Raw genomic sequence first — 18,633 nt, 5'->3', positions numbered from 1 at the left:
CGTCGTTTCTGTCCCATGTGCAGACTCAGATGTACATCTGTTATAGACTGTGGGATCTTTTTTTTTTTAGTTGTGTATAAGAGACAGGCTCCAGGATCACGTCGGCCAAATGCTGAATCTCCAGCGCCATCGGCCCCTCGACCCGTAGCACCAGGGTTGCCGGCTCCTGCGGCTGACCCTCGACCGGCCGTGGCCATTGCATCTTGAGCGGCTCGGCATGGGCCGCGATCTCCGGCCCTGCGATCTGCGCCCACCGCGTCACCAGCTCGCGCGCCGCAAAGCCCTGCTTGGCATAGGCCTCGGCAAAGACGTCGTCGAGCAGGATCCCGAGCGGTTTGGCGCTGACGGGGCCGGGCTTGAAGATGGGGCCGGATTTGGACATGAGCCGTCCGTTATGCCGCGGCGCGAGGCCGGATGGCCTTGAGGTCGCGATCGATCTCGCGCCGTCGTTGCATCAGATCATAGTCCATCTGCAGACCCAGGAAAAAGCCCTCCGACAGACCGAAATAGCGGGCGAGCCGCAGGTCAGTGTCGGCGGTGATGTCGCGCTTGCCGAGGACGATCTCGTTGATCCGCCGCGGCGGGACGTGAACGGCCCGCGCCAGCGCGTTCTGGCTCAGCTCCATCGGCTTCAAAAACTCCTCCAGCAGGATCTCGCCGGGATGGGGATTGCGGAGGAACCCGTTCCTAGTGGTAGTCGACGATTTCGACATCTCTCGGTCCTCCTTCATCCCACACAAAACAGATGCGCCACTGATCGTTGATCCGGATCGAGTGCTGACCTTCGCGGTTGGCTTTCAGGGCTTCCAGCCGATTGCCCGGCGGAACCTTGAGATCCGCCAATACCCGCGCCTGGTTTAGCAAGCGCAGCTTTCGCAAAGCCACATTCTGAATGTCGGACGGCAGTTTTCGACTTCGCCGACCGGACCAGATCAACTCTGTCTCGGAGTTGGCGAAGCTCTGGATCATGTCTGTGTATAACGCAAGGCGTTATAGCGCGCAACGGTCCGGTCGCGCTGGCCACAGGCGGAATCCTCCTCTAGTAAAGGTGCATGCTCTCCACGACTGCGCGCAAGAAGGAACAGAGTACGGCGTCGTCGGTTCGCCCGCTCGCGCTCCTGCAATGGTACGACCGCCACCGCCGCCGATTGCCGTGGCGCGCCGCGCCGGGCGAGGCATCCGATCCCTACCGCGTCTGGCTCTCCGAGATCATGCTCCAGCAGACCACCGTGAAGGCGGTCGGCCCTTATTTCGAAAAATTCGTCGCGCGCTGGCCTGATGTCACGGCGCTGGGGCGAGCCTCGCAGGACGACGTGCTGCGGATGTGGGCCGGGCTCGGCTATTACTCGCGCGCACGCAACCTCCATGCCTGCGCCGTGGCGGTGACGCGCGAGCATGGCGGCGTGTTTCCGGATACCGAGGAGGGGCTGCGCGCGCTGCCGGGGATCGGGCCCTACACGGCGGCGGCGATTGCGGCGATCGCGTTCGACCGCCGCACCATGCCGGTCGACGGCAACATCGAGCGCGTGGTGTCGCGGCTGTTCGCGGTCGAGGAGGAGCTGCCGCAAGCCAAGCCGCTCATCCAGCAACTCGCCGCGACGCTGCTGGCGGAGTCTCGCGCCGGCGACAGCGCGCAGGCGCTGATGGATCTCGGCGCCTCGATCTGCACGCCGAAGAAGCCGGCCTGCTCGCTGTGTCCGCTGAACGAGGACTGCGCGGCACGCGCGCAGGGCACCCAGGAGACGTTCCCGCGCAAGGCACCGAAGAAGAGCGGGATGCTCAGGCGCGGTGCCGCCTTCGTGGTCACGCGCGGCGCCGAATTGCTGGTTCGCTCGCGGCCCGAAAAGGGGCTGCTCGGCGGCATGACGGAGGTGCCGTGCTCGGACTGGCTCGCCGGCCAGGACGATGCAACGGCGAAGCAGCAGGCGCCGCAGCTGAAGGGGCTGTCGCGCTGGCAGCGCAAGGTGGGCGCCGTCACCCACGTCTTCACACATTTTCCGCTCGAGCTAGTGGTCTACACGGCCAAGGCCGAGGCCCGGGTCCGCGCGCCCGAGGGCATGCGTTGGGTGCCGATCGCGACTCTGGCAGATGAGGCGCTGCCCAACGTCATGCGCAAGGTCATCGCGCATGGATTGGATCTCTAGCATCCATCCTGCTGACAGCAGGCTGTCAGCAGTCTTGCGCTAACGGGGGCAAAGGAGATCTCGCATGGTCAAGACCGCGCTCGATAACTTCCCAAGGCCCCCATGCGCCGAGCTGCTCGGCTGGCGCCTGCTCGATGCCCGTCCGGAGGAGGGCTGGATCAAGCTCGGCTTCGACGGCAAGCCGGAGTTCTGCAACCCCGCGGGCTTCATCCAGGGCGGCATGCTCTCGGCGATGCTCGACGACACCATGGGTCCGGCGGTGCTGGTGATGAGCGAGGGCCGGCTCTACACCACCACGATCAGCATGACCGTGAATTTTTTGGCACCCGCAAAGCCCGGTCCGATCACCGGCGAAGCCAAGGTCACGCAGCTCGGCAAGACCATCGCCTTCGTCGAAGCCAAGCTGATGGCAGAGGACGGCACGGTGCTGGCGACGGCAAGCGCCAGCGAGCGATTGTTGGAGGCGGCGAGGGTGGTGGGAAAATAGTTCGGCGGTGCGCACTGCTCTTCCTTCTCCCCTTGCGGGAGAAGGTGGCGCGAAGCGCCGGATGAGGGGTTGCCTCAGCGAATTCTACGGCAAAAGATTTACCTGCGGACAGAACCCCTCACCCAAGTGAGTCCGCTTCTACCTGCGTCGCTGCCCTCTCCCGCAAGGGGAGAGGGCGTATTCGCGCACATCTCGCCTTGAGCAAAGAACTCACCCCTTCGCCCGCGCGTCCTTGCTTACGATCGGCGGCTTCGCATTCAGCGCCTCGACCTGAAATCCCGCAACGCGCTTGTAGTTCGCGGCGATGTCCTCCAGCTCCTTTTGCGACAGCACGTCGGTGACGACCTTGTACCCGTCAGGCGCGCGCTCCTCGACCAGCTGCATCACCTGCTCGGGACCGTTCTTGCGGTTGAGCAGGACGAGGTCGGTGGTTGCGGGCCGCCGCTCGGCCTCATAGGCGAGCAGTGCCGCCTGCGTCGGACCGTGCGCCAGGATTTCGCGCGTGATGACGCGCGCGTCGAGGATCGCCTGCGAGGCGCCGTTCGAGCCGATCGGGTACATCGGATGCGCGGCATCGCCCATCAGCGTGACGCGGCCGAAGGTCCATTGCGACACCGGATCGCGGTCGACCAGCGGATATTCGTAAGCGTGCGGGCAGTTCCTGATCAGGGCGGGCACGTCGAGCCAGTCGAACTGCCAGCTTTCGAACCAGGGCAGGAACTCATCGAGCCGCGCCGTGCGGTTATAGTCCTCGCGACGCCACTGATAGGTCGGCGGCATGTGGCGCTCCGCGACCCAGTTGATGAGGTGGTTGCCGTCGGCGTCCGCTTCTTTCGAGATCGGATAGCAGACGAATTTCAGGATCTCGTGACCGGCCATGATCATGCTGCGGCCGGTGAGGAAGGCTTTGGCCGGCGTGACGCCGCGCCAGAGGATGCGGCCGTTCCAGATCGGCGGGCCTTCGTTCGGATAGAGCTTTTCTCGTGCGGCGGAATGGATGCCGTCGGCGGCGATCAGGATCGTGCCCTCGTAGGTGCCGGCGGCCTTGCCGCTCGCCCTGTCGACGAAGTCGGCGCGCACGCCGCCCGCCGTCTCGGTCCAGCCGGTCAGATGATGGCTGGTGAGGATGTTGTCGCGGCCGAGCCGCTCGAGCGCGGTGTCGAGCAGGATCTGCTGCAGCGTGCCGCGATGGATCGAGAATTGCGGCCATTTGTAGCCGGCCTCAAGGCCGCGCGGCTCGCTCCAGATCGGCTTGCCGTGCTTGGAGAAATAGGCGAGCTCGCGCGTCCGCACACCGCTGGCGTCCAGCTTGTCCAGCAGGCCGAGCTCGATCAGCTCGCGCACCGCATGCGGCAGCACGTTGATGCCGACCCCGAGCGGCTTCAGTTCCGCGACGCTCTCGAACACTTTCACGGGAACGCCGATTTGATGCAGGCTGAGCGCAAGCGTCAGCCCGCCGATGCCGCCACCGGCGATGAGTACCGTCATGAGAAAACCCCTCCGATGGAGGCGTCTTGGCACAGCCGGGCGGCCGTGGGCAACTGCGAACAGGCCGCCTATGGACGGCGCGGCGGAGGACCGTTAACCTCCGGTTTTCCCCATGAGGTCCGACATGCTCAAGCTCTACTACGCCACCGGCACCTGCGCGCTTGCCACTTACATCACCCTGGAAGAGGCCGGCGCCGACTACACCGCTGAGCGGCTGAGCTTCAAGGACAACCAGCAGAACAGCCCGGACTATCTCGCCATCAACCCAAAGGGCCGGGTGCCGGCGCTGGTCACCGACCGCGGCGTCCTGACCGAGACGCCGGCGATGCTGGCCTATCTCGCGCAGACCTTCCCCAAGGCGAAGCTCGCGCCGCTCGACGATCCCTTCGACTTCGCCCAGGTGCAGTCGTTCAACTCCTATCTCTGCTCGACCGTGCACATCAACCACGCCCACAAGATGCGCGGCGCGCGCTGGGCGACGGAGGAGAGCTCGTTCGCCGACATGAAGGCGATGGTGCCGAAGACCATGGGCGCTTGCTTCAAGCTGATCGAGCAGAAGATGTTTCGGGGACCCTGGGTGATGGGCGATCAGTACACGATCTGCGATCCCTATCTCTATACGCTCTCGACCTGGCTCGAAGGCGACAGCGTCGACATCAATGCGACGCCGAAGATCGCCGATCACTTCAAGCGCATGTCCGATCGCCCCGCGGTGAGCAAGGTGATGGCGGCGCAGAAGGCGTAGGAGCGCAGCTGTTGTGGGGTGGGTTAGCGCAGCGTAACCCACCTCTTCTGTCGCTGCGGAAGCCAAAGTGGTGGGTTACGCCTTCGGCTAACCCACCCTACGAGAGTTGCTACGGGAGTTTCCGCCTGGCTTGCTCCAGCTGCCGCCCCGTCTCCAGCATCAGCCTTCTCAGCCAGATCGAACCGGGGTCCATCTGCGCGCGCGTCGGGTGGAACATGAACTGCTCGTCGATCCCTGGATCGAGCGGCGGCGTCACCGTGACGAGGCCGAGCTGCTGCGACAGCGCGGCGATCAGCCGGCGCGGCACGAAGGCGACGAGATCGGTGCGCGCGGCAACGTGCAAGGCTTCGAGATAGCCCGGCACGACAAGCGAGATATGTCGCTCGACGCCTTTGCTGTGCAGCCAGGTGTCGATGAGATCCTCGGCATTGCCGCGGATGATCACGCCGACATGGCGGGCGGCCAGGAACGCCTCGCGCCGCTTCAGCCTCGATCCGACGGGATGGCCGCGCCGCACCGCCAGCGCGTCGCTGTCGGTGTAGAGCAGCTGGCGATGAAACCCCTTGAAGGCGTTGCCGATCGAGATCACGAGATCGATGGTGCGGGCGAACTCGGCGTGGAAGATCGCAGGTCCCCGCCACGGCACCACGTCGATGCGGACGTTGGGGGCAAGGCGCGTCACTTTCGCCATCAAGGGCGGCATCAACAGCTCGACCGCGAGATCTGGCATCATCAGGCGGAACTGCCGCTCGCTGCGCGCGGCATCGAAGTCATCGGGCACGAACAGCCCGCGGACCTGGTCGAGCGCCTGCGCCAGCGGCGCACGCAGGGCCAGCGCCCGCGGCGTCAGCTCCATCCGTACGCCCGTGCGCACCAGCAGCGGGTCACCGAAGATGTCGCGCAGGCGCTGCAATGCGTGGCTCGTGGCCGGCTGTGACAGGCCGATCCTCAGGGCCGCGCGGCTGACATTGGCTTCGCGGAGCAATGCGTCGAGCGCGGTCAATAGGTTGAGGTCGAGCGTTTTCAAATTCATGAGGTGAATAGATATCATATTTCATATCGATTTGAAGAATGACGTTGGCCCGGCGATGATCTCCGCGTTGTCACCACGAGGAGATGCCGCCATGAACGCGAGCGCCAACAAGAAACTGCTGCAGGATATCTTTGCCGCGGCCGCCAATCCCGATCCGGCCGCGCGCGACCGCGCCCTGTTTACAGCAAGTCTCGCCGACGACGCCAAATGGGTCGTCACCGGGCAATATTCCTGGTCGCGCACCTTTGCCGGCAAGGACGCGATCCTCAAAGATCTGCACGGCTATGTCCGCACGCGCCTGCGCGACCGCACGCGGACCGTCGCCCATCGCTTCATCGCCGATGGCGACATCGTGGTGGTCGAAGCCAAGGGAGATAACGTCACGCCCGAGGGCGTGCGTTACGACAACGATTATTGCCTCGTGTTTCGCCTGGAGGACGGCAAGATCAAGGAGATTCGCGAGTACTGCGACTCCATGCTGACCGAGAAGGCGCTCGGCCCGTTTCCGCAAGCCCCCGCGAGGGCCGCGGGCTAACGGCTTGGACGAGGTCGCGTCCACCGGCCGCTCCTGTTCGTCACGGCCCGCGATGTTTGTGCGGGCCTGCCGGGCGCTGCTGGAACTCATGCAGGCCCGGCGCGCGCGGTCTCGGGTCCGCTGCCAGCTCGCGGCCATGACCGAACGCGAGCTTCAGGATTTCGGGATGTCCCGGAGCGAGATCGAGCACGAGCTCAGAAAGCCGGTTCGGCGGAAATGAACGGAGTGGACCCCCGATGTCTCGCCTCTCGCAGTGCCAAGGCCGGCGGAACTATTGCGTGCCGCCGGCGTTCCCTCGGTTGCCGGGCGCGTCGCGCCCGCGGCAACCTGCGTTCTCGGGAATTTCATGCTGGCTGGGGCTTCGGACGTTTCAACGCAGGGAGGCCGCAGCTTCTCCGGACTGCGCGAACGACTAAGAGACGCAACGTCGGCCGCGCACCGCGACCTCGACGCGCAGCTATCGGCGTTCGATCTGACCGAGCTCTCCGGCTATCGGCGCTTTCTGCAAGCCAGTGCCGGCGCCCTGCTGCCGCTCGAGACGGCACTCGTCGAGGCCGGCGTCAGCAGCGCTTTCCCGGACTGGCCGGAGCGGTCGCGAAGCGCGGCAATTCTGGCTGATCTCGAGCGCCTCGGCAGCGCGGTGCCGCGGCTGGTGTCCGTGTCCCCACTGACGCGCAGCGGCGTTGTGGGCACGATGTATGTGCTCGAAGGCTCCCGTCTCGGGGCAAAATTCCTGCTGAAGATGGTCGCGGATTCCGCCGATCCGCGCCTCCGCGAAGCTGTCGCCTATCTCAGTCACGGCACCGGCAGGCGGCTCTGGCAGAGTTTCCTGGCGAAGCTTGCAACCAACGAGTGCTGGGACGAAGACGAGGCAATCGAGGCGGCCCGCATCGCCTTCGCCGCATTCGAGCAGGCGGCGGACCGGGCATGAACCAGGCCGTCAATCTCACCAATTGCGACCGCGAGCCGATCCACATTCCCGGCAGTGTGCAGCCGTTTGGCTTCCTGCTGGCCGTGCTCTCGGATTTCACGATCTGCATGGCCTCGGATAACGTCGGGAGCTTTCTTGGAACGGATGTTGCCGACCTGCTGCAGCGGCCGCTGTCGGGCGTGATCTCCGAGGCGGCGGTCGAAACGATCCGCAGCCGGGTCGATCATCTCGGCGGTCCGGATGCGACCGAGCGCCTGTTCGGCGTCGAGCTGCAGCCCGGCAAGCCACCCTTTGATCTTTCGATCCATCTCTCCGGCGTCTATCTGATCGTCGAGGCGGAGCCGAGCGTCCACGAGCCCGGCGTCAATTCCGGCGAGCTCGTGCGCTTGATGCTCGAACGGATCCGCAAGACGCGCGGAATGGCCGATCTTGCGCGCGAGGCGGCGCGTCAGCTTAAGGTGCTGACCGGCTTCGACCGCGTCATGGTCTATCAGTTTCACCCGGACGGGTCTGGCGAGGTGATCGCCGAGACGGCGGAGTCTGGGCTCGAATCCTTTTTCGGTCTGCGTTACCCCGCCTCCGACATCCCAAGGCAGGCGCGCGCGCTCTATCAGCGCAACTGGCTGCGCATCATCGCCGACGTCGACGCGCGGCCTGCCGCGCTGATGTCCACGGCCACGCATAATGCGGGACTGCTCGACCTGTCGATGAGCGTGCTGCGCTCGGTGTCGCCGATCCACATCGAATATCTGCGCAACATGGGCGTTGCCGCCTCCATGTCGGTGTCGATCCTGCGCGACGGCAAGCTGTGGGGTCTGTTTGCCTGCCACCATTATTCGCCGCGTTACATTTCGTTCGACAAACGCACGGCCTCCGAGCTGTTCGGTCAGATGTTCTCGTGGATCGTGGAAGGCCGCGAGCGCGAGGGTGACGTCGCCTATGAGGCCCGCGCGCATCAGGTCCAGGAGCGATTGATCGAGATCGCGGCCTCGCACGACCACAGCCGGCGGGCGATCGTCGATTTCCTGGGCGACTACCGCAAGATGATCGAGTGCGACGGCGTCGCAGTCTGGTCCGATAATACCATCGCGCTCGAGGGCGAGACCCCGACCGAAGACGAGGTGAAGGATCTCGTCGCCTTCATCAACCGGACTTCGCCGGGCCGGATCTTCGCCAGCGCCGAGATCGCCCAGGTCTACGCCGCCGGCCAGGCCTTCCGTGACCGCGCGGCGGGCTTTCTCGCCATCCCGATCTCGCGGACCCCGCGCGATTGCCTGATCTTCTTCCGCCGCGAAGTCACGCGATCGGTGAAATGGGCCGCCGATCCCAACAAGGTCTACGACGAAGGGCCGCATGGGCCGCGTCTGACCCCGCGCAAGAGCTTCGAGTTGTGGCAGGAAACGGTGGCGGGGCAGTCGAAGCCGTGGTCGGCGGCCGATATCCGCATCGCCGAGAGCCTGCGCGTCACGCTGCTGGAGGTGATCCTGCAACTGTCCGACCTCGCCGCGCGCGAGCGCCGCGGGGCGCAGGAGCGGCAGGAGCTGATGATCGCTGAGCTCAATCATCGCGTCCGCAACATCCTGAGCCTCGTGCGCGCCCTGGTGGCGCAGAGCAAGGAGACCGCGACCGGCATCGAGGAGTTCGCCAGCGTGCTCGGCGGCCGCATCCAGGCCCTCGCGCGCGCCCACGACCAGATCACGAACCTGAACTGGGCACCCGTCGCGCTCCGCACCCTGGTCGAGTCCGAGGCCGGCGCCTATCTCGGTGCGCGCGCAGACCGGGTGAAGATGGTCGGTCCGGACGTCGCGCTCGATCCAAAGGCGTTCGCGACGCTGGCACTCGTCGTCCATGAGATGATGACCAATTCCGCCAAGTACGGCGCGCTTGCCGATTCCACCGGCAGTGTCGAGGTGGTCTGGCGCCTCGACCCGTCTTCCAGCCTCGTCATCGAGTGGAAGGAGAGCGGCGGTCCGCCCGTGCAGCCGCCGTCGCGGCGCGGCTTCGGCACCACCATCATCGAGCGGTCGGTGCCGTTCGATCTCAAGGGTGATGCCGAGATCCGTTTCGACCTCCTGGGCGTCCAGGCGAAGTTCGTCATTCCGCCCAACTTCGTCCAGCTCGTCCCATCCATCGCGGGAGCCGCCATGCGTATCGAGGAGCAGCAATCTGCCCGTCCACGGATTTCCGACACCGCCCTGATCGTGGAGGACAACCTGATCATCGCGATGGCCGCGGAGGTCATCCTGCTCGACCTCGGCGCCCGCCACGTCGACACCGCCGCAACCGTCGACCAGGCACTGCGCTCGATCGAGCGTTCGCGGCCGAGCTTTGCCCTGCTCGACCTCAATCTCGGCAGCGAGAGCAGCATCAAGGTCGCACAGAGGCTGAAGGAGATCGGGGTGCCCTTCATCTTCGCGACCGGCTATGGCGAGCGCGCGCCGATCCCCGAGCCATTGGCCGCCGCGCCGGTGGTCCAGAAGCCTTACACGCTGGAAGTGGTCGAGAATGCACTCGGCAAATTGCAGGAGGCCGGCGCCCTATAGGCACCCATGAGGAGCGGTATGCACCGGCGTGCATGGCACAGCGGATTCGCATGCGGCTTTGCATAGCTGCCGCCAAAATCGGCAGATTTGGTGCGGGTCGAGATCGGGCGCGCGAGGAATTTGAAGGTTCAATTAAGAAGTGTCCCCCATTGTGTCGCGGTGCAGCGTAGGCCGCCAGGGCGCGGCGTGCGGCTGTCGGAGTGGCCGTGACGATCGCCGGAGTCGTTCGGCCCCTCTAATTCACATGCATCTGGGTGGACAGTGGGAATGCCGAAATTTCGTTTGCGGATCAGGGGACGCCTGTACGCAGGCTTCATGGCCCTGGTGGCGGTGGGTGTCGTGATGGCGGTGGTTGCCGTCTGGAATTTGCGGGACGTGCAGGATCAGGTCGCAAGACAATCTGCCCTCTCGGACAGCACGGCGCGGGTGCTGGAAATATCGGCCCATCTGCAGGCTATTCAGCGGGCCAATTTGCGCTACGTCTACGACGGCAACGAGTCCGCAATGAAGGAAGCGCAAGAGCGCGAGACCGCGGCGAGCGAGCTGCTCCGGGTCGGCGCTCAGGGGGCGCTCTCCGAGGAGCGGCGCGCGCTCTACAACGGCCTGATCGACGAGATCGCGAAAATGCGACGCCTGCGTGACAATCTCGGCGACGCCGTCAACGAGACGAGAACGGGCAAGGCGACGCTGCTGCCGAGTGGCGAGGACCTTGCCACCAAGACGAACAAGCTCGTCGACGTGGCGCGCGCCGCCGTCGATGAAGATACCGCTTCCCTCGTCGCCGATCTCGAATCCCGAATCCTGCTCGTGAGGATCGTAAACTGGCGTTTTCTGGCCCTTCGCGATGCGCAGGGCCCTGCGACCTTCAGGGCGAGCATCGACAGGGCATTACAACGGCTCGGGGCACTCGAAAAGAGCCCGCAGGCGGCGGCGTTGCGCGCCACGCTGGCGCCGGTGAAGACCTCGCTTGAAACCTACAAGACGGCGTTCGAGACGACCTCCGCAGCGATGCTTAAAGCGGACGAGATCTACCACAAGAGCCTCGCGCCCCTCATCGTCGACAGCATCGGCAAGCTCAAGGTGGCGGAAACGACGCTGAAGGAGGACTACCAGGCATCGCGCACCACCGCCGAGGCCGTGATCGCGGGAACGACGACCGTGCAGGAGATCGCCGGCGGCCTTGCCATCCTGTTCGGAGGCATCGTCGCCTTCCTGATCGCCCGCAGCATCGTCGGTCCGCTGACCTCGATGACGCAGGCGATGGGGCGACTTGCCGGCGGCAATCTCGAGGTCGAGATTCCCGGCCGCGGCAGGGCCGACGAGATCGGCGACATGGCCAAGGCGATCCAGGTCTTCAAGGACAACATGATCGAGACCGAGAGCATGCGCGCCGAGCAGGCCGAACTCGAGGCGCGGCAGGCCGAGAACCGCAGGAAAGACATGGCCAGGCTCGCCGATCAGTTCGAGCAGGCCGTCGGCGAGATCGTCAACACGGTGTCGTCGGCATCGGGCGAGCTCGAAGCCTCCGCCGGCACGTTGACGACGACTGCCGCGCGCGCCCAGGACCTCTCGACGGAGGTCGCCAGCGCTTCGCAGGAGGCCTCGGCCAATGTGCAGGCGGTCGCCTCTGCGACCGAGGAGCTCTCCTCTTCGGTCTCCGAGATCGCCCGCCAGGTGCAGGAATCCGCCCGCATCGCCACCGAGGCTGTCGGTCAGGCGAGCCGGACCAACGAGCGCGTCGGTGCGCTCTCCAAGGCCGCCGCGCGGATCGGTGACGTGGTCGAGCTGATCAGCACCATTGCCGGCCAGACCAACCTCTTGGCGCTGAACGCCACGATCGAGGCGGCGCGTGCGGGCGAAGCCGGCCGCGGCTTTGCCGTGGTCGCTACCGAGGTCAAGGCGCTCGCCGAGCAGACGGCAAGGGCCACCGGCGAGATCGCCCAGCAGGTCTCCGGCATCCAGGCCGCGACCGAGGAGTCGGTCGGTTCGATCCGGGAGATCAGCGGCACCATCGAGCGGCTGTCGGAGATCGCCTCGACGGTCGCCGCGGCCGTGGAGCAGCAGGGCGCGGCGACGCAGGAGATCTCCCGCAACGTCCAGCAGGCGGCCCAGGGCACGCAGCTCGTCTCGTCCAACATCGGCGACGTGCAGCGCGGCGCCTCCGAGACCGGCTCGGCCTCCTCGCAGGTTTTGTCGGCGGCGCGCTCGCTGTCGGCCGACAGCAACCGGTTGAAGCAGGAAGTCGCCAAGTTCCTGAGCTCGGTCCACGCTGCCTGACGTCTTGAAAGCAAGAGGCCACGCGGATGCGCGTGGCCTCGAACAGCGGCGCGATCAAGCCACCTTGGTGGTCATGTGCTTGAACATGTTGGCTCGCGCTTCGTCGTCCATCTCGGCCTTGAAGGTGAACTTGTCCTTCAGGGCGATGGCACGCGCCGCCGCCGGGCGCGCCGAGATCTCGTCGACCAGCCGCTTCACGTTCGGGTATCGCGCAAAGGCGTCGTCGCCGAGCTTGAACGGCACCATCCGCGCCCAGCCCCACATCGCCATGTCGACGATCGAATAGCTGTCGCCGACCATGTAGCGGCGGTCCTTCAGGTGAGCGTCGAGGATCTTGTAGTGGCGGTCCGTCTCGTACTGATAGCGGTTGTTGGCGTAGTCGTGGTTCTGGTCCTTCGGCGCAAAATGCTTGAAGTGCACGGCCTGACCCGAAAACGGCCCGACGCCGCTCGCGACGAACATCAGCCAGGACAAGAGCTCGGCGCGGTTGGAGGGGAGGAATTTGCCGGTCTTCTCGGCGAGATAGAGCAGGATGGCGTTCGAATCGAACACGATGGTGCCCCCATCGTCGATCGCCGGCACCTTGCCGTTCGGATTGATCTTGAGGAATTCCGGCGTGAACTGCTCGCCCTTGCGGGTGTCGATCTTCACCGGCTCGAACGGCAGGCCGGATTCTTCGAGATAGAGCGCGACCTTGGTCGGGTTCGGTGATCCATTGAAATAGAACTTGAGCATCAAGCATCTCCCCGGTGTCTATATTGCCGCGCGCGGCCGCGGCGTCGTTGGGCGAGCCTGTCTTGCCTGAACCTCGCCCGAGAGAGCAACCGGCGAGTTTGCCGGGCGGTGTCTGCGCGGTACGCAGATCAGGCGGCGTAACAGAGGCCGATTGCCGCCGCAACGACCATGGCCGCGCCCACGGCTTCCAGCCGCAGGCCGAGCCGCGCGGCGAGATGCATGTCCGAGGCCCGCGCCGCGCGCTCCGACCCGCGCGCATAGCCGTGAACGATGACGTCGTGGTTGAAAGTATCGTGCGCCTCGTTGCTGCTGGCGAGCCCGACGCAGATCACGAGCACGCCGAACAGCGCCAGGCCGAAGAATCCGAGCAGCGCGATCAGGAACATCGGAAACATGCCGATCAGGAAGATCGGCAGCAGCGGCACCAGCAGCAATGTCTCGGACTGTCGTCGCATGGGAGCCCAACCGGTCAGGAGGGGGCTAGTCGGGCGAATCTAGTCCTGGTTGGCGCGGCTTTCAACTCACGCCGCTGTCATTCCGGGGCGCGCCTCTTGGCGCGAGCCCGGAATCCATTGGGCGGCATGGGACGTGGCTCGATGGATTCCGGGTTCTCGCTTCGCGAGCCCCGGAATGACGGTGGGAAAGCTACTCCGCCGCCATTCCCGCGCGGATCTCGGCGCGGAGCTCGTCGATCAGCTTGAGGCCCTTCTTGGTCTCGACGTGCCAGAAGGTCCAGCCGTTGCAGGCCTGCGCGCCTTGCGCCACCGCGCCGATGCGGTGGATCGAGCCGACCTTGTCGCCAAGCATGATGGCGCCGTCGGCGCGCACCAATGCGCCGAGCTTCTTCTTGGCGTCGAACAGCTTGGTGCCGGGCATGATCATGCCGCGCTCGATCAGCTCGGAGAACGCAACGCGCGGCGCCTCGCGCGCGGTCATGAACGGGGCAAGGCTCTCTTCCGGCAACGGTTCGACCTTGGCGATGCGCGCCTCGGCCGCCTTGGCGTAGGTCTTGTCGCGCTCGAAGCCGACATAGGAGCGGCCGAGGCGCTTGGCGACCGCGCCGGTGGTGCCGGTGCCGTTGAACGGGTCGATGACGAGATCGCCGGGCTTGGACGAGGACAGCAGCACGCGCGCCAGCAGGCCTTCCGGCTTCTGTGTCGGATGCACTTTCTTGCCGTCGGCGCCCTTGAGGCGCTCCTCGCCGGTGCAGAGCGGAATCAGCCAGTCGGACCGCGCCTGCACATCCTCGTTGGCGGCCTTCAATGCCTCGTAGTTGAACGTGTAGCCCTTGGCCTTCTCGTCACGCGCGGCCCAGATCATGGTTTCGTGCGCGTTGGTGAAGCGGCGGCCGCGGAAATTCGGCATCGGATTGGTCTTGCGCCAGACGATGTCGTTCAGCAGCCAGAAGCCGAGGTCCTGCATGATGGCGCCGACGCGGAAGATGTTGTGATAGGAGCCGATCACCCAGATCGTCGCCGACGGCTTCATGGCGCGGCGTGCGGCGAGCAGCCAGGCGCGGGTGAAATCGTCGTAGGCGGCAAACGAATCGAACTTGTCCCAGTCGTCGTTGACGGCATCGACATGGGATTCGTCGGGGCGCTTGAGGTCGCCCTTGAGCTGCAGATTGTAAGGCGGGTCGGCGAAAACCAGGTCGACGCTGCCTGCCTGGAGCTTCGACATCTCGGCGACGCAATCGCCGACGATGATGCGATGCGAAGGCGACTCAAAATTTGTGCGGGGCGCCCTTGCAGACGCCCCGCGACGCGACTCTACCATGACTCAAGAACTCTGACTCAGGCGACGCTGTCGGCGACGCGGGACCAAACAACCGACTGCCCGTTACATTGAAGGGGCAAAGTAAAAATCGACTTAACCCGCCGCTTTCGTGAGCACTCCCCGCATGATCGTTCGCGCACAAATTGTTGCGCGCATTCGCCTTGTTTTACAGTGTATTTCGCGATTGCGCGGTTCGCTGGAGCGATCGTGGCGGGAAAAAGGCTGTAAATTTCTCTCGGAAAAAACTGCTCGGCCCTCGGAAAAATTTGCTGGCATCGACAGGCTGTCGCACTAGGCAATTTTTGCCGGCCACGATATTGATAAAAGCAACGGAAATTTTACGTATGTGGCGCGTTGAGCTTTCGCGTTTCTGTGCGCCGTCGAAACTTAAATCAGGGACCCCAGAGGAAAGGCCGCCATGCGCTACGATGACTTCCGCCGCAGCGACGACATCGAGGATCGTCGCGACGAAGGTGGTGGCTTTGGCGGCGGCGGAGGCGGCGGGTTCGGCCTGCCGATGGGCGGTGGCGGGCTTGGCATCGGCACCATCATCATCCTCGGCCTGGTCGGCTACGCCTTCGGCATCGATCCCCGCATCCTGATCGGCGGCGCCGAGATCCTCTCCGGCGGCGGCCATGCGCCGACCTATCAGACCGATCGTCAGGCCTCCTCCGGCAAGCGCGGCGCGCCGACCGACGAGATGGGCAGCATGATCTCCGGCATCCTCGGCGAGCTCGACGATCGCTGGAGCGAGATCTTCCAGGCCAACGGCCAGTCGTACACCGGTCCGAAGATCGTGCTGTTCCGCAACGCCACCAATGGCGGCCGCTGCGGCATGGCGCAGTCGGCCATGGGGCCGTTCTATTGTCCGCCCGATCGGACCATCTTCCTCGACACCGCCTTCTTCCGCGAGGTCGAGACCCGCTTTCGCGGCTGCTCCGGCAAGTCGGCGTGCAATTTCACCACCGCCTACATCATCGCGCACGAGGTCGGCCATCACATCCAGAACCTGCTCGGCATCATTCCGCGCGTGACGCGGCTGCAGCAGCAGGTCGGCTCGAAGGCCGAGGCCAATGCGCTCCAGGTCAAGGTGGAGTTGCAGGCCGATTGTCTGTCCGGCGTCTGGGTCAACCGTGAGGCGAAGAAGCGTCCGAACTTCCTCGAGCCCGGCGACATCGAGGCGGCGCTGACCACGGCGAGCGCGATCGGCGACGACACGCTGCAACGCCAGGCCACCGGCCGCGTGGTACCCGACTCCTTCACCCACGGCTCGGCGGCGCAACGCAAGCAATGGTTCATGATCGGCTACCAGCAGGGCACGGTCCAGGCCTGCAACACGTTCGGTGCGGGGGCGTTGTAACGCGTCAGCCCCGGAACGACGAGCGAGGGTGAAGAATGGCCTCTATCGACGAATCCAAACAATTCATCCCGCTCAACATTGCGGTGCTCACGGTGTCCGACACGCGCGCGCTTGCGGACGACAAGTCCGGTCAGACCCTCGCCGATCGTCTCACCGCTGCGGGTCATCATCTCGCCGCGCGCGAGATCGTCACCGATGATGTCGAGGCGATCCGCGCCGTGATCCGCCGCTGGATCGCCGATAGCGGCATCGACGTCGTCATCACCACCGGCGGCACCGGCTTTACCGGGCGCGACGTCACGCCCGAGGCGATCGAGCCGCTGTTCGAGAAGCGCATGGACGGCTTCTCGATCGCCTTCCACATGCTGAGCCACGCCAAGATCGGGGCGTCGACGATCCAGAGTCGCGCCACCGCCGGCGTGGCGGGCGCGACCTACATCTTCTGCCTGCCGGGCTCGCCCGGCGCCTGCCGCGACGGCTGGGACGGCATCCTGGCGGCTCAGCTCGACTACCGCACGCGCCCCTGCAATTTCGTCGAGATCATGCCGCGGCTGGACGAGCATCTGCGCCGGCCAAAGGCGCAAGGCGCGACGGTGTGAGTTCTTGCTTTTCTTCCCTTCTCCCCTTGTGGGAGAAGGTGGCGCGAAGCGCCGGATGAGGGGTTCTCTCCGCGCGCACCAATGCTTGTGGAGACATACCCCTCACCCAAGCGAGCTTGCATTTGCCAGTTGACATGCTCTCTGCCGCAAGGGGAGAGGGCGCAGCAACGCGCATCTCGCTCGCTGCGAGATCAGAGATCCAGCTCCCACGTCTCGCCGACCAGGTCGGCACCGAAGCTGTGATGCGGCTCCGTCGCGACCAGCTTGAATCCCGCGCTTTGATAAATCCCGCGCGCAGCCACCAAAATGCTCTGCGTCCACAGCGTCATCTTGCCGTAGCCGCGCTCGCGCGCGCCCTGGATGCATTGCTCGACGAGGGCGCGGCCGACGCCGAGGCCCCGTGCTTTCTTCTCAACCTGCAACAGGCGGAGTTTGGCGATCTCGTCCGTGGCCTTGACCAGGAACACCGAGCCGACCGGCTCGCCACCGACCTCCGCGATCCAGCAGTGCTCGCGCGCGGCGTCGTAATTCCTGATGAACTGTGCGCAGATCTCGGCGACCAGCGCCTCGTAACTGATGTCCCAATTGTAGTCCGCAGCATAGGCGGCGCCCTGGCGGGAGATCACCCAGCCCATGTCGCCGACGCGATGGCTGCGCAGCATGAAAGAAGCGGGCGGGCTTCGGCGTTGCTCCAGCACGGCCTCGATCGTGGCCATCGCCTGCGTGAGCCGGGTCGCATCGCCAGGCGAAAGCTGAGCCAGCATCGCGGCGACCTCGTTTTGCGAGTTCAGGTTCAGCTTGGCGAAAGCCTGCCGGCCTTTGGCGGTCAGGCTGAGCTGGTACTGCCTGCGGTCCGCGGGCAGCGGCTTTCGCGTGATCAGCCCCTTCTCGTCGAAGCTCTGGACGATGCGGCTGAGATAGCCGGGATCGAGACCGAGCTCGTGTCCGATCTCTTTTGCGGCAAGGTCGTCGCGATGGGCGAGCTCGTAGAGCACCCGTGCCTCGCTGAGCGAGAACGGACTCTTGCCGAGGTGCTGGTCGAGCACACCGAGCTTGCGGGTGTAGAAGCGGTTGAAGGCGCGAACCGCTGCGACGTGGTCGTCGGCAGCCTGTTCGGCCACGGCGCTTGACGGCAAAGCTTTCGATAGCATGGGATCACCTCGATATTTGCCATTGTCAATTAATTGATTGACGTTGGCAAGTATCTCGGCGCTTCAGCCGACCATGACAATCCGGCTGCGCAGCATCGTCCGGGACGACCGGCCGAGCCGCCGGAGCAGCCGCGCCTCGGAATGCCGGGCGTGGGGCGGGTATCCGCCGATCCGGTCGTAATGATCGCGCGCGATCAGCAGCCCTTGATCGCCGAGCGGACCGACGAGCCTGCGCGCCACCGCCCAGAGGACGTCGCGCACTGCGGTATTTGCGTAAGGCGAGCGGGCATAGCGGAACACCGCGGCACGATCCCGGCCGCTGGTGGCGACGGCTTGGATGAACTGGGTCGTTTCCTCGATCCAGCCCGTTTCCAGCACCGCGCCGGCAGGCAGGAACATCAGCCAGGGCGATCGGGCCTGGCGCGCGCCGGCAGCGAGCGCAGCGCCTTGCGAATGCCCTTCGAAGCCGATGAAACGGCAGCCCGCGACGTCGGCAACGCGCTCGATGACGCCGTTGCGCGTGCCGTCGACCAGAAGCACTTCCCGGATTACGCCGGCTGTGGCGCCGGGCACCAGCGCGGCCAGGGTTGCGACCGCCGTCTGCTCGACACCTTCGGTCGGAATGATGACGCTCAGCATGATTGAGGCTTCAGTTTCCGCACTTCGGTAGAAGCGTAGCGTTGCATGATGTTGTCATAAACCCGTCGCGCTGCCGAGTGCAACTTTCGGAAGGGGCTTCGGCGTGCGATGGTAAACTGCCGCGAGTTCATCGCGGCCAGATGTGCCAGGCGCGGCTGGTAATATTGCCGAATGTTTCGGCACAAGCCGA

At 65.2% G+C, this 18,633-nt stretch carries 19 protein-coding genes and 1 pseudogene; 10 read left to right on the top strand and 10 right to left on the bottom strand.

Annotation, left to right across the window (positions count from 1 at the left end; all coding sequences use genetic code 11):
• Positions 1-79: 79 nt before the first annotated feature.
• The 3 genes and pseudogenes from I6F31_RS27755 to I6F31_RS27745 all read right to left on the bottom strand — a co-directional run.
• Positions 80-382 (bottom strand): annotated as a pseudogene (locus I6F31_RS27755) (DciA family protein); the annotation flags it as partial.
• Positions 383-392: 10 nt separating this feature from the next.
• Positions 393-713: a HigA family addiction module antitoxin gene (locus tag I6F31_RS27750; protein ID WP_036024868.1), complete on the bottom strand. Its 321-nt coding sequence runs from the start codon at positions 711-713 to the stop codon at positions 393-395.
• Entirely contained in the window at positions 688-969 is a 282-nt protein-coding gene (locus tag I6F31_RS27745) for a type II toxin-antitoxin system RelE/ParE family toxin (protein ID WP_225114458.1), read from the bottom strand. Before I6F31_RS27745 ends, I6F31_RS27750 begins: the two co-directional genes overlap by 26 nt.
• A gap of 83 nt (positions 970-1,052) precedes the next feature.
• Here I6F31_RS27745 and mutY point away from each other — a divergent pair, with 83 nt between their 5' ends.
• Both mutY and I6F31_RS27735 read left to right on the top strand, forming a co-directional pair.
• The gene (gene mutY, locus I6F31_RS27740) at positions 1,053-2,144 is read left to right on the top strand and encodes an A/G-specific adenine glycosylase (RefSeq protein WP_225136645.1); all 1,092 of its coding nucleotides are present in this window, start codon (positions 1,053-1,055) and stop codon (positions 2,142-2,144) included.
• Positions 2,145-2,208: 64 nt separating this feature from the next.
• Positions 2,209-2,631, top strand: a complete 423-nt coding sequence (locus I6F31_RS27735; protein WP_036006298.1) for a PaaI family thioesterase — start codon at positions 2,209-2,211, stop codon at positions 2,629-2,631.
• A gap of 210 nt (positions 2,632-2,841) precedes the next feature.
• On the opposite strand, the gene I6F31_RS27730 is transcribed toward I6F31_RS27735, so the two are convergent.
• Entirely contained in the window at positions 2,842-4,119 is a 1,278-nt protein-coding gene (locus tag I6F31_RS27730; RefSeq protein WP_225186427.1) for a flavin-dependent oxidoreductase, read from the bottom strand.
• A gap of 124 nt (positions 4,120-4,243) precedes the next feature.
• Here I6F31_RS27730 and I6F31_RS27725 point away from each other — a divergent pair, with 124 nt between their 5' ends.
• Positions 4,244-4,864 (top strand): glutathione S-transferase family protein, encoded by a 621-nt coding sequence (locus tag I6F31_RS27725; RefSeq protein ID WP_036006329.1) that lies wholly within the window; start codon positions 4,244-4,246, stop codon positions 4,862-4,864.
• A 109-nt stretch (positions 4,865-4,973) separates the two neighbouring features.
• Here I6F31_RS27725 and I6F31_RS27720 read toward each other — a convergent pair whose 3' ends face one another.
• Positions 4,974-5,897: a LysR family transcriptional regulator gene (locus I6F31_RS27720; RefSeq protein ID WP_036024856.1), complete on the bottom strand. Its 924-nt coding sequence runs from the start codon at positions 5,895-5,897 to the stop codon at positions 4,974-4,976.
• Between the two features lie 91 nt (positions 5,898-5,988).
• Between I6F31_RS27720 and I6F31_RS27715 the strand changes: the two genes are divergently transcribed.
• The 5 genes from I6F31_RS27715 to I6F31_RS27695 all read left to right on the top strand — a co-directional run bounded on the left by I6F31_RS27715 (position 5,989) and on the right by I6F31_RS27695 (position 12,183).
• Positions 5,989-6,432: a nuclear transport factor 2 family protein gene (locus I6F31_RS27715; protein ID WP_225186426.1), complete on the top strand. Its 444-nt coding sequence runs from the start codon at positions 5,989-5,991 to the stop codon at positions 6,430-6,432.
• Positions 6,433-6,436: 4 nt separating this feature from the next.
• Positions 6,437-6,652 (top strand): DUF1127 domain-containing protein, encoded by a 216-nt coding sequence (locus tag I6F31_RS27710; RefSeq protein ID WP_225186425.1) that lies wholly within the window; start codon positions 6,437-6,439, stop codon positions 6,650-6,652.
• A 54-nt stretch (positions 6,653-6,706) separates the two neighbouring features.
• Positions 6,707-7,363: a biliverdin-producing heme oxygenase gene (locus I6F31_RS27705; protein WP_346656502.1), complete on the top strand. Its 657-nt coding sequence runs from the start codon at positions 6,707-6,709 to the stop codon at positions 7,361-7,363.
• Positions 7,360-9,906, top strand: a complete 2,547-nt coding sequence (locus tag I6F31_RS27700) for an HWE histidine kinase domain-containing protein (RefSeq protein WP_225186424.1) — start codon at positions 7,360-7,362, stop codon at positions 9,904-9,906. Before I6F31_RS27705 ends, I6F31_RS27700 begins: the two co-directional genes overlap by 4 nt.
• Before the next feature lie 267 nt (positions 9,907-10,173).
• Entirely contained in the window at positions 10,174-12,183 is a 2,010-nt protein-coding gene (locus tag I6F31_RS27695) for a methyl-accepting chemotaxis protein (protein ID WP_036037221.1), read from the top strand.
• A gap of 54 nt (positions 12,184-12,237) precedes the next feature.
• On the opposite strand, the gene I6F31_RS27690 is transcribed toward I6F31_RS27695, so the two are convergent.
• The 3 genes from I6F31_RS27690 to I6F31_RS27680 form a co-directional block, all read right to left on the bottom strand.
• Entirely contained in the window at positions 12,238-12,918 is a 681-nt protein-coding gene (locus tag I6F31_RS27690) for a glutathione S-transferase family protein (protein ID WP_036006308.1), read from the bottom strand.
• A gap of 128 nt (positions 12,919-13,046) precedes the next feature.
• The gene (locus I6F31_RS27685; RefSeq protein ID WP_036037226.1) at positions 13,047-13,373 is read right to left on the bottom strand and encodes a hypothetical protein; all 327 of its coding nucleotides are present in this window, start codon (positions 13,371-13,373) and stop codon (positions 13,047-13,049) included.
• Positions 13,374-13,563: 190 nt separating this feature from the next.
• Positions 13,564-14,694: a site-specific DNA-methyltransferase gene (locus I6F31_RS27680; protein WP_036006312.1), complete on the bottom strand. Its 1,131-nt coding sequence runs from the start codon at positions 14,692-14,694 to the stop codon at positions 13,564-13,566.
• Positions 14,695-15,112: 418 nt separating this feature from the next.
• On the opposite strand from I6F31_RS27680, the gene I6F31_RS27675 reads away from it, so the two are divergent.
• Positions 15,113-16,054, top strand: a complete 942-nt coding sequence (locus I6F31_RS27675) for a neutral zinc metallopeptidase (RefSeq protein ID WP_036006315.1) — start codon at positions 15,113-15,115, stop codon at positions 16,052-16,054.
• A 35-nt stretch (positions 16,055-16,089) separates the two neighbouring features.
• On the top strand, positions 16,090-16,653 hold the full coding sequence (gene moaB / locus I6F31_RS27670; RefSeq protein WP_036037229.1) for a molybdenum cofactor biosynthesis protein B: 564 nt from the start codon (positions 16,090-16,092) through the stop codon (positions 16,651-16,653).
• Positions 16,654-16,844: 191 nt separating this feature from the next.
• Here moaB and I6F31_RS27665 read toward each other — a convergent pair whose 3' ends face one another.
• Complete coding sequence (locus I6F31_RS27665; protein ID WP_225186423.1) at positions 16,845-17,804, bottom strand: helix-turn-helix domain-containing GNAT family N-acetyltransferase; 960 nt, start codon at positions 17,802-17,804, stop codon at positions 16,845-16,847.
• 63 nt (positions 17,805-17,867) lie between these two features.
• Positions 17,868-18,443 (bottom strand): glycosyltransferase, encoded by a 576-nt coding sequence (locus tag I6F31_RS27660; protein ID WP_225127822.1) that lies wholly within the window; start codon positions 18,441-18,443, stop codon positions 17,868-17,870.
• Positions 18,444-18,633: the final 190 nt, after the last annotated feature.

The sequence above is a fragment of the Bradyrhizobium sp. NBAIM01 genome, assembly GCF_020194115.1.
Lineage (GTDB): Bacteria > Pseudomonadota > Alphaproteobacteria > Rhizobiales > Xanthobacteraceae > Bradyrhizobium > Bradyrhizobium yuanmingense.
This window is presented reverse-complemented; position numbering and strand designations above follow the sequence as displayed.

Excerpts from the sequence above, each read along its gene's own strand:
- I6F31_RS27750 (WP_036024868.1), bottom strand. The coding sequence starts at position 713 with ATGTCGAAATCGTCGACTACCACTAGGAACGGGTTCCTCCGCAATCCC.
- I6F31_RS27745 (WP_225114458.1), bottom strand. The coding sequence starts at position 969 with ATGATCCAGAGCTTCGCCAACTCCGAGACAGAGTTGATCTGGTCCGGT.
- mutY (WP_225136645.1), top strand. The coding sequence starts at position 1,053 with ATGCTCTCCACGACTGCGCGCAAGAAGGAACAGAGTACGGCGTCGTCG.
- I6F31_RS27735 (WP_036006298.1), top strand. The coding sequence starts at position 2,209 with ATGGTCAAGACCGCGCTCGATAACTTCCCAAGGCCCCCATGCGCCGAG.
- I6F31_RS27730 (WP_225186427.1), bottom strand. The coding sequence starts at position 4,119 with ATGACGGTACTCATCGCCGGTGGCGGCATCGGCGGGCTGACGCTTGCG.
- I6F31_RS27725 (WP_036006329.1), top strand. The coding sequence starts at position 4,244 with ATGCTCAAGCTCTACTACGCCACCGGCACCTGCGCGCTTGCCACTTAC.
- I6F31_RS27720 (WP_036024856.1), bottom strand. The coding sequence starts at position 5,897 with ATGAATTTGAAAACGCTCGACCTCAACCTATTGACCGCGCTCGACGCA.
- I6F31_RS27715 (WP_225186426.1), top strand. The coding sequence starts at position 5,989 with ATGAACGCGAGCGCCAACAAGAAACTGCTGCAGGATATCTTTGCCGCG.
- I6F31_RS27700 (WP_225186424.1), top strand. The coding sequence starts at position 7,360 with ATGAACCAGGCCGTCAATCTCACCAATTGCGACCGCGAGCCGATCCAC.
- I6F31_RS27695 (WP_036037221.1), top strand. The coding sequence starts at position 10,174 with ATGCCGAAATTTCGTTTGCGGATCAGGGGACGCCTGTACGCAGGCTTC.
- I6F31_RS27690 (WP_036006308.1), bottom strand. The coding sequence starts at position 12,918 with ATGCTCAAGTTCTATTTCAATGGATCACCGAACCCGACCAAGGTCGCG.
- I6F31_RS27685 (WP_036037226.1), bottom strand. The coding sequence starts at position 13,373 with ATGCGACGACAGTCCGAGACATTGCTGCTGGTGCCGCTGCTGCCGATC.
- I6F31_RS27680 (WP_036006312.1), bottom strand. The coding sequence starts at position 14,694 with ATGGTAGAGTCGCGTCGCGGGGCGTCTGCAAGGGCGCCCCGCACAAAT.
- I6F31_RS27675 (WP_036006315.1), top strand. The coding sequence starts at position 15,113 with ATGCGCTACGATGACTTCCGCCGCAGCGACGACATCGAGGATCGTCGC.
- moaB (WP_036037229.1), top strand. The coding sequence starts at position 16,090 with ATGGCCTCTATCGACGAATCCAAACAATTCATCCCGCTCAACATTGCG.
- I6F31_RS27665 (WP_225186423.1), bottom strand. The coding sequence starts at position 17,804 with ATGCTATCGAAAGCTTTGCCGTCAAGCGCCGTGGCCGAACAGGCTGCC.
- I6F31_RS27660 (WP_225127822.1), bottom strand. The coding sequence starts at position 18,443 with ATGCTGAGCGTCATCATTCCGACCGAAGGTGTCGAGCAGACGGCGGTC.